This window comes from Streptomyces sp. NPDC014727, assembly GCF_043083485.1.
Classification (GTDB): domain Bacteria; phylum Actinomycetota; class Actinomycetes; order Streptomycetales; family Streptomycetaceae; genus Streptomyces.
Genome location: NZ_JBIBYR010000081.1, coordinates 1 through 1,256 on the forward strand (window position 1 = coordinate 1; position 1,256 = coordinate 1,256).

General features: G+C 68.5%; 2 protein-coding genes and 1 pseudogene. All 3 read left to right on the plus strand.

Annotated elements, in window-relative coordinates; translation table 11 throughout:
• Positions 1-399: MBL fold metallo-hydrolase (locus ACF1B9_RS37975; protein ID WP_391795989.1), on the plus strand; the 399-nt coding region annotated here is incomplete at its 5' end.
• An 89-nt stretch (positions 400-488) separates the two neighbouring features.
• A pseudogene (locus tag ACF1B9_RS37980) lies at positions 489-818 on the plus strand (DUF4277 domain-containing protein); the annotation flags it as partial.
• Positions 819-891: 73 nt separating this feature from the next.
• Positions 892-1,182 carry a hypothetical protein gene (locus ACF1B9_RS37985; protein ID WP_391746892.1) on the plus strand — a complete coding sequence of 97 codons (291 nt, stop codon included), beginning with the start codon at positions 892-894 and terminating at the stop codon, positions 1,180-1,182.
• Positions 1,183-1,256 lie beyond the last annotated feature (74 nt).

The window sequence follows — 1,256 nt, forward strand, 5'->3', positions numbered from 1 at the left end:
TACTTCGTGACGGGCGACGCGGCCCAGCCCGAAGCCGTCGACAAGCTCACCCCACTCGGGGACCAACTGGAGCTGTTCGACGCGGACTTCACCCTGGCTCCCGGTGTCGACGCCCTCCACCTGCCCGGCCATACCCCCGGCACGACCGTGTACGTGGTCTCCTCCGGCGGGCGCCGCGCGCTGCTACTGGGGGACGTGGTCCACTCGGTGGTCCAGTTCGGCGAGCGCGACTGGCAGGTGATCTGGGACGTCGACCCCGCCGCCGCCTCCGCCGTGCGCAACCGTATCGCCGACGAGTCCGCCGACACCGACGACCTACTGGTCGCCGCCCACTTCCCCGGTATGCGCTTCGGCCGCATCCTCGCTGCGGACGGCAACCGGCGTTTCGTCGCCGTCTAGACCCGGACTTCGCGGGTCGTTGATTCGTATGGTGTGACCCGTCCAGGGGTGTCCTGGGCAGGTGGTGTGGCGTTGGGTTGGGTGTGTCGATGACTTCCCGGTCCCCGCGGCCTCGGTCCCAGCGTCAGCGCCTTGAGTGCGTGGTGACGTCCGTGGTGGAGAAGCGTCTGGGCGCTCTGCCTGTCGCTGCCGAGTTTCTGCGCCGGCTGGATGTCGCGGGGATCGTCGACGAGCTCTGCCCTGGCGGGGCAAGTGCCCATGTGACGCATGGGCAGGTGATCGAGGCGCTGGTGGCGAACCGGCTTACCTCGCCCGCACCGCTGTTCAGGGTGGGTGACTGGGCCCGGACCTGGGCGGTGGAGGAGGTCTTCGGGGTCACGCCGGAGCTGCTGAACGATGACCGGCTGGCTCGTGCTCTGGACGCGATCGCCCCGAAACTCGATCAGTTGGCGGGCACGGTCGGCGCACGGGCGATCGCCGAGTTCGGGATCGATGTGTCCCGGGGAGAAGATCGCCGCCCGGATCGGAGTCATCCTTGCCAAACGTCGTGTCACCTCCTGCGCGCGCTGGCAGATCACCGAGGACGAGGCCAAGATTCCTTCCCTGGCCTGGCACTTCGACCAGGAAAGTTTGGACGCCGAGGCTGCGGTCGACGGATGGTACGCGCTGCTGACCAGCCGCCCTGCCCAGCGGTCCGGTGCCGGACAGGTACTGATCGACTACAAGGGGCAGGGCGCGGTCGAGCGGCGCTACCACGACTTCAGAGGGCGGTATGAGACCTGATGCCCGATTCTTCTTTTCGTGCGGGACAGGCGGGCAGGTCGTGGCGACGTCGGTCGGCTACGGCCGGGGCTGGA